Below are 7,497 nucleotides of genomic sequence, written 5' to 3'. Positions count from 1 at the left end.
CCTCGTCGGACTGCTCCATGTCCTCGCCTTCTGAGACCTGGCTAGAGGTACGCCGGTACCTGGTCGCCAATCGCTATCGGCTCGGGGTGGAAGCCGCCGACGAGTTCCCACCGGCTTGCCGGGTTGCGGGCACTCCGTTGCTGGCACCGGCGTCGTGGATCCCGCCGGAGCCCGTTCCGCTGACGTCCGTGCGGCTGGAATTCGACCCGGATGCGGTCTTTTCCGGCGTGACGGGGGTCGTGCCCGGCCGGCCGTACGCGACCTACGCGGAGGCGATGGCCGAGCTGGCTCCACCCGCGGTCTTCGAGAACCGGCCGACGTACCGGCTGCTGTCCGCGGACCTGGCCGGTCCACAGCCGGTGCTTCGCCTAGGCCGAGGCACCTACTTCGACAGCATCAACACCGGGGAGGCCGCCGCGCACGAGTACGCCGCCCGCCGCCTGGGCCACTCCGACCCGGCAACTGTCCGCACCGCGATCGGCGACCCGTGGGACCCGACGCGTCGCCCGACCAACATCGCGATCAGCACCTTGACCATCCGCCGCGACATCACGACCGGCGAGTCGACCTTCTACCTGCACTGGCGCGACCCCACCAAGGTCGCCCACGCAGCCGGCCTCTACCAAGTCGTCCCGTCCGGCATCTTCCAACCAACCACAGACGAACTGAACGACTTCTCCCTGTGGCACAACATCGTCCGCGAACTCTCCGAAGAACTCCTAGGAGCATCAGAGACCTACAACGGCCCCATCGACTACCCCACCTGGCCCCTAGCCGCCCACCTAACCACCGCCCTATCCGAAGGCACCGCCCGCGCCCACTGCGTAGGCCTAGGCACAGACCCCCTAACCTTCGCCACCGACCTACTAACCGTCCTCTCCATCGACTCCCCCGTCTTCGACGACCTATTCAGCAAAGTTGTCCAAGGCAACACCGAAGGCCAGATCCTCGCCCCCGAACCCTTCACCCCCGAAGTCATCAACAACTACCTCCACCAAAAGCCCCTACAAGCCGCCGGAGCCGCAATCCTCCAACTAGCCTGGAACCACCGGTTGGCCTGAAGGCGGTCCACACGATGTTGCGTGGATAGACAGCTAGCTGGGGTAGGTGTGGATTTCGGTGGCTTTCAGGGTGGCGTGGAGGGGTTGGCCGGGGGTTAGGTGGAGGTCGGCTACGGCGGCTGGGGTGATGTCGGCCAGGAGGGTGTCGGGGCCGGTGGGGGTTGCGGTGAGGCGGACTCGGACTGTGTGGGCGTGTTGTTCGATGCCGGTGACTGTCGCGGGCCACGTGTTGCGGGGGCTTCCGGACGGCGGTTCGACGTACAGGCTGACCGCAGTGGGTGGGAAGGCGACGTGGACCGGACCGCTGGCTGGTTCGGCGAGGGTTATGGTGCCGCCGCTGGCCAGGCTGACTGTCGTGCCGGACGCCGTACCGCGGTAGAGGTTGAGGCCGACCAGTTGGGCTACGTAGTCGGTGCGGGGGCGGCGGGAGATGTCGGTGGGGCGGCCTTGCTGGACTATGCGGCCGTTCTCCACGATGACCAGGCGGTCTGCGAGGACCATGGCATCGAGTGGGTCGTGCGTGACGAGCAGTGTGCGACCGGGGAAGCGTTGCAGGTGCTGGTCCAGCTCGGCGCGTACGTGAATCGTCGTACTGGCGTCCAACGCGGCCAACGGCTCGTCCAGCAACAGCAGCTCCGGGTCTGTGGCCAGGGCCCGAGCCAGCGCCACCCGTTGGGCCTGTCCGCCGGACAACGAGCGAGGACGAGTACGCGCGTACGACGCCAACCCGACCGCCTCCAGCCACCGCCAGGCCTCAGCGCGTGCAGCATGCTTGTCGACCCCACGCGCCCGCAGCCCGAAGGCGACGTTCTCCAAGCAGGTCAGGTGGTTGAAGAGCAGGTAGTCCTGGAAGACGACCCCGATCGGCCGCCGGTCCGCCGTACGGAACACCCGCGGCGGCTCGTCCCACACCTGCTCGTCCAGCGCGATGCGCCCAGCCTCCACCGGCAGCAGACCGGCGATGGCACGCAACGCAGTCGTCTTGCCGGCCCCATTGGGCCCAAGCAACGCCACCACTTCACCCGGCTCGACAGACAGCTCCAGTGAGAGGTCAAAGTCCCCACGGCGCACCTGCACGTCAGCATGAAGAGTCATCGCAGCCCACTGATCCAACGCTCGCGCAGAGACGCCAGCACGACGACTGACACGAGCAGCAGCACCAGACTCAGTACGACGGCCACCTCGGGGTCGGTCTCCAACGCGAGATACACGGCCAGCGGCATGGTCGTCGTACGGCCGGGGAAGTTGCCCGCGAACGTGATGGTCGCGCCGAACTCACCCAGAGCCCGAGCCCAGCACAGTACGGCGCCTGCGACGACTCCCGGCGCGATCGACGGCAGCGTGACGCGACGGAACGTCAGCCAACGACCTGCCCCCAGCGTGGCCGCTGCCTCCTCGTAGCGAGGGTCCGCAGCACGCAGTGCGCCCTCCACAGAGATCACCAGGAACGGCATGGCTACAAACGCCTCCGCCACGATCACCCCAGCTGTTGTGAAGGGCAAGGAGAACCCGAACCACAGGTCCAGCCGCTCACCGATCAGCCCGCGACGCCCCAGCACCAGCAACAGCGCCACACCGCCCACCACCGGTGGCAGCACCAGCGGGACAGTGACCAACGCCCTGATGAGCCCCCGGCCAGGCACAGAGCCTCTGGCCAACAGCCACGCCAGCGGGATACCCAACAGCAGGCACACCACGGTTGCAGCGCTCGCACACACCAGCGACAGCCGCAGCGCGGTCCAGACGTCTGGACTGAACAACCGGCTCGGCAGTGTCGACCAGGGCGCTCTGGCGAGCAGGCCGAGCAGTGGGAGCAGCAGGAACGCCAGACCGAGCAGAGCAGGCAGCAAGAGCACGAGGGGCAGCCGCCCGGTCGTGCTCCTGCTCCTGCGACTCACGGTGCGGCGAACCCGGCAGCGGTGAGGACTGCCTTGCCCTGGTCGGAGAGGACGTAGTCCACGAACGCTTTGGCGCCGTCCGGGTTCGGCGCCTTGGCCAGCGTGGCGATCGGGTACTCGTTGATCGCCTTGTCGGCCTCGGGGAACGCGATGCCCTCCACCTTGTCCTTCGACGACAGCACGTCGGTCTTGTAGACGAGCGCCGCGTCGACCTCACCGAGGCTCACCTTCGTCAGCGCGGCCTTGACGTCCTGCTCCAGGCTGTCGGGCTGCGGCGTGATGCCGACCGCCTTGAACACCTTGTCCGCCGCGGCCCCGCAGGGCACTTGTGCGGCGCACAGCGCGATCTTCTTGTTCTCGTCCGCGAAGTCCTTCAGCCCGGCGATCTTGCCCGGGTTCCCGGTGGGTACGGCGATCTCCAGCGTGTTCTGCACGAACACAGTCGGCGTGTTCTTGTCGGTCACCTGGTCCATGTTCTTCGGCGCCGCCGAGGCGAACACGTCGGCCGGCGCACCCTGGTTGATCTGCTGCGCCAGCGCCGAGCTGCCGGCGAAGTTGAACACCACCTTCACACCGGGGTGCGCCTTCTCGAAGTCCTTGCCGATCTGGGTGAAAGAGCCGGTCAGCGACGCGGCCGCGAACACGTTGACGGTCCCGGACAGCGACGTCGTACCTGCGTCGCCCGATGATGCCGCCGGGGTGTCGTCACCGCAGCCGGCAACGGTGAGCGCGGCAACGGCGGCGAAGGCGGCGAGCGCAGTACGGCCGAGCATCAGGCCTCCGGGATTTCGACGACGACATGGGTGGACTTGATCGAGGCGACGGCCACCACACCGGGCTCCAGACCGAGCTCGTCGGCGGCCTCGCGACTCATCAGCGACACGACGCGGAACGGCCCGGCCTGCATCTCGACCTGGGCCATCACGCCGTCCTTGAGCACGCGGGTGACGATCCCCCGCATGCGGTTGCGCGCCGAGGCGGCGGTGGTGTTGCCCGGCTCGGGCGACTCCACCAGCCGCTGGGCGAAAGCGGCGAGCTCACGCCCGTCGACCGCCATCCGCCCGCCGTCCTGAACCGACGGCAACCTGCCCTGCTCCACCCACCGGCGCACGGTGTCATCGCTGACTCCGAGGAGCGCAGCAGCCTCACTGATCCGCAATTTCGGCACGATCGACAGTCTAGTGCCGCAGATGCGGATATGACTCGAGTTGTCCACAGTCATGAGGTGATGACGGAAAGTGCCCGCCGATCCGCATAGGTTATGAGCATGACGACATCGGGGATGCGGGACTACCTGGACGGGCCGTACAAGGCGGCCCGCGACGTGGTGCGCGCCGGGCTGGCCGCCGACGCGGAGCTGTTCGACCTGGCCGTCACCCTGCCGCGGGACGAGTACCGCGAGCGGGTGCTCGGGCTGCTGGAGCGGATCACCGCGGAGGGCCATCCGGCGCGCGGCTTCCCGAAGGAGTACGGCGGTGGCGGCGACCTCGGCGGGTTCGTCGCCGGGTTCGAGATGCTCGCCTTCGGGGACCTCTCGCTGATGGTGAAGGCGGGTGTGCAGTTCGGGCTGTTCGCCGGCGCGATCCTGCACCTGGGGACCGAGCGGCACCACGAGGAGTACCTGGCCGACGCCATCAGCGGCCGGCTGCTGGGCTGCTTCGCGATGACCGAGACCGGCCACGGCTCGAACGTCCAGGCGCTCGGGACGACAGCGACGTACGACGCCTCGACCGGGGAGTTCGTCGTGCACACCCCGAACGCGGCCGCACGGAAGGACTACATCGGCAACGCGGCGCGGCACGGCCGGATGGCGGCGGTGTTCGCGCAGCTCATCGTCGGTGGTGAGAACCATGGCGTGCACTGCCTGCTGGTTCCGATCCGGTCGGAGGACGGTTCGCCGATGCCGGGCGTCACGCTGTCCGACTGCGGTCCGAAGCTCGGGCTGAATGGTGTGGACAACGGGCGGATCGTGTTCGACCAGGTCCGCGTGCCGCGGGCGGCGCTGCTCGACCGATATGCCCAAGTCGATGCCGAGGGCAACTACGCGAGCGAGATCGAGAACCCGGACCGCCGGTTCTTCACCATGCTCGGGACGCTGGTCCAGGGCCGGGTGTCGGTCGGCGGCGCCGCGATCAACGCCAGCAAGGTCGCCCTCACGATCGCGATTCGGTACGGCGCCCAACGCCGGCAGTTCGGGGCGCCGGGGAGTGCGGAGGAGGCGTTGCTGCTCGACTACCGGATGCATCAACGACGACTGCTGCCGCTGCTCGCCCGGACCTACGCGCTGCACTTCGCCCAGGCGGAGCTCGTGGACGAGTTCGTCCGCATCTTCGACAGAAGCAACGAAAAGCAGCCGGCCTTCGGCCGGGTGGGGGAGGGGGAGCACGACCGGCGGGCGCTCGAGGCTCAGGCGGCCGGGACGAAGGCGGTCGGCACGTGGCACGCGACCGAGACGATCCAGACCTGCCGCGAGGCCTGCGGCGGCGCCGGCTACCTGGCGGAGAACCGGCTGGCCACGCTGAAGGCGGACACCGACGTGTTCACCACCTTCGAAGGGGACAACACCGTCCTGTTGCAGCTGGTCGCGAAGGGCCTGCTGACGGACTACCGGGAGTCGTTCGGGAAGCTCGACCCGCTCGGAACGGCCCGGTTCATCGCGGCGCAGGCGGTCGAGATCGCGGTCGAGAAGGCGTCGCTGCGACCGCTGGTCGAGCGGCTGCGCGACGCCGTACCGAACCGGAGCGACACGGCCGATCCGGATGCGGGGCTGCGGGACGACGCGTACCACTCCGGCATGCTCCGGTTCCGGGAGGAGCACATGCTGTCCGGGGTGGCGCGGCGGTTGAAGGCGGGGATCGACGCGGGGGACGAGCCGTTCGACGTGTTCAACCGGTGCCAGGACCATGTCATCGCGGCCGGGCGGGCGCACGTGGACCGGGTCGTACTGGAGGCGTTCCAGGCCGCCGTGCAGAACGCGCCGGAGGAGATTCGCGTGCTGCTGAAGGATCTGTACGACCTGCACGCGCTCGCGACGATCGAGTCGGAGCGGGCCTGGTACCTCGAGCACGGGCGGTTGTCGCCCGGCCGGTCGAAGGCGATCACGGCGCTGGTGAACGAGCTGTGTGCCACGGTTCGGCCGGTCGCGGTGGAGCTCGTCGACGCGTTCGGCGTACCGGGCGCGGCGGTCGATGTGCCGATGGTTGTACCGTCGCAGCATGAGTGAGCCGATCGAACCCGCGTCGGCCGCCGAGGCCGCCCGTGAACTCGCCCGGGTGCTGCTGGAGCAGGCCGACGCTCTGGACCTGCACGACCTGCGGGCCACCGGCGCGATCGAGAACGTCCGGGTCCAGGCCCGGGCGCTCGCGGACGCCGTGCACGAACGAGGCTGGGGTGACATCTTCCTCGGGATCGACTCGTACGACCCCGACGAGCTCGACGACCTGCCGCTGGGGCCGGACGACTTCGACGACCCCGCGGACTACCGGGAGATCGTCGAGGGCGGCAGCATCGACGACCTCGAGGAGCTGGAGGAGCCGCTGCTGCCGGAGGATGGCATCCGGCTCAGCTACCAGGCGCGCTACGACTACGTGGTGACGGACCCGGAAGCGTTCGTGCAGTACGTCCGCAGCCGCGCGGACGAGGCGCAGAACGACGAGGTCGTCGACGACATCGAGGACGCGCAGTCCGCGTTCGAGCTGCTCTGCTACCTCGACGGCCTCGGCTCCAAGGACTACGACAACGCCGGCCTCACCCCGGCCGGCGGCGAGGAGTCCCACAAGATCGTCGAATTCTCCCTCTGGGATCTCGACCCCACCCGCCGCGACGACACCTACCCGTACTAACCCCAACCACCAGCGGCCCGCCCGACACACCTCGGGCAGGCCGCTGTTCGCCTGCACACAGCCCGCCGCAGCACACCCCGCCCGCGCCCACGCCACAAACTCGCGCGCCCACGACATCGCCGCGCGTGCTCACGGCACGAACGCGACACCGCCGCGCGTGCACACCCCCGGCGTGCTCACGGCGCGATCCCGCGTGCCCACGCCGCCGGCGCGCGTGCGCACCGCCCGAGCGCGCGTGACCGCGGCGAACGCGCGTGACCACCGGTACGATCCACGATTCCGCGTGACCACGGCACCGACGTGCGTCCCTATGCGAGCGAGTGGATTCGGGGATCTGGCATAGACCTTTGGTCGTCAGCCGCAGTTGGTTGAGGTGGCAGTCGGGCTGTTGTTGCGGAAGGCAACGGGTGTACGGAAAGTGAGGGTTTGTTCACTCACGGTTGCCTTGTTCAAAGGCAATGCAAATGTTTGATCCGGGGGATGGTCCGCCGCTGTGGCCGCGTGACAACGTTCTGCTGTCGGCGACGGACGGGTCGCTGACACAGGCTCCAGGTGGAACCCGGAAGTGCTCCCGTCCGAGACCGGACTGTACCTCCCCTGCCGGTCACGGAATGAGACGCCGGTCCCGCCCTCCTTCGGGCCGACTGCCCTCTCGGGGCAACAGCAGGACGCCGGCCGTGCCGTTACGGTGCCGGT

Annotated in this window: 7 protein-coding genes; 3 read left to right on the top strand and 4 right to left on the bottom strand. The window is 68.7% G+C overall.

What is annotated here, in order from left to right:
* Positions 1 to 1,061, top strand: a 1,061-nt coding sequence (locus tag ACWCOV_RS05435; protein ID WP_449827990.1) for a hypothetical protein, incomplete at its 5' end; no start/stop codon positions are given.
* 33 nt (positions 1,062 to 1,094) lie between these two features.
* Here the strand turns inward: ACWCOV_RS05435 and ACWCOV_RS05430 are convergent.
* The 4 genes from ACWCOV_RS05430 to ACWCOV_RS05415 are packed head-to-tail and all read right to left on the bottom strand — an operon-like array spanning position 1,095 to position 4,127.
* Positions 1,095 to 2,156, bottom strand: a complete 1,062-nt coding sequence (locus ACWCOV_RS05430; protein ID WP_449827989.1) for an ABC transporter ATP-binding protein — start codon at positions 2,154 to 2,156, stop codon at positions 1,095 to 1,097.
* Entirely contained in the window at positions 2,153 to 2,917 is a 765-nt protein-coding gene (gene modB / locus ACWCOV_RS05425; protein ID WP_449827988.1) for a molybdate ABC transporter permease subunit, read from the bottom strand. Before modB ends, ACWCOV_RS05430 begins: the two co-directional genes overlap by 4 nt.
* Positions 2,918 to 2,955: 38 nt before the next feature.
* Positions 2,956 to 3,732, bottom strand: a complete 777-nt coding sequence (gene modA, locus ACWCOV_RS05420; RefSeq protein ID WP_449827987.1) for a molybdate ABC transporter substrate-binding protein — start codon at positions 3,730 to 3,732, stop codon at positions 2,956 to 2,958.
* Complete coding sequence (locus tag ACWCOV_RS05415; protein WP_449827986.1) at positions 3,732 to 4,127, bottom strand: TOBE domain-containing protein; 396 nt, start codon at positions 4,125 to 4,127, stop codon at positions 3,732 to 3,734. The genes modA and ACWCOV_RS05415 overlap by 1 nt, the downstream gene beginning before the upstream one ends.
* A gap of 99 nt (positions 4,128 to 4,226) precedes the next feature.
* Here ACWCOV_RS05415 and ACWCOV_RS05410 point away from each other — a divergent pair, with 99 nt between their 5' ends.
* Together ACWCOV_RS05410 and ACWCOV_RS05405 are read left to right on the top strand one after the other, a co-directional pair.
* Positions 4,227 to 6,182, top strand: coding sequence for an acyl-CoA dehydrogenase family protein (locus tag ACWCOV_RS05410; RefSeq protein ID WP_449827985.1), 1,956 nt, complete (start codon positions 4,227 to 4,229; stop codon positions 6,180 to 6,182).
* Positions 6,175 to 6,801 carry a hypothetical protein gene (locus ACWCOV_RS05405; protein ID WP_449827984.1) on the top strand — a complete coding sequence of 209 codons (627 nt, stop codon included), beginning with the start codon at positions 6,175 to 6,177 and terminating at the stop codon, positions 6,799 to 6,801. Before ACWCOV_RS05410 ends, ACWCOV_RS05405 begins: the two co-directional genes overlap by 8 nt.
* Positions 6,802 to 7,497 lie beyond the last annotated feature (696 nt).

This window comes from Kribbella sp. NPDC002412 (assembly GCF_053592935.1).
This window is presented reverse-complemented; position numbering and strand designations above follow the sequence as displayed.

Bases quoted from the DNA above. Each gene is read 5' to 3' on its own strand.
- ACWCOV_RS05430 (WP_449827989.1), bottom strand. From the start codon at position 2,156: ATGACTCTTCATGCTGACGTGCAGGTGCGCCGTGGGGACTTTGACCTC.
- ACWCOV_RS05410 (WP_449827985.1), top strand. From the start codon at position 4,227: ATGACGACATCGGGGATGCGGGACTACCTGGACGGGCCGTACAAGGCG.
- modA (WP_449827987.1), bottom strand. From the start codon at position 3,732: ATGCTCGGCCGTACTGCGCTCGCCGCCTTCGCCGCCGTTGCCGCGCTC.
- ACWCOV_RS05405 (WP_449827984.1), top strand. From the start codon at position 6,175: ATGAGTGAGCCGATCGAACCCGCGTCGGCCGCCGAGGCCGCCCGTGAA.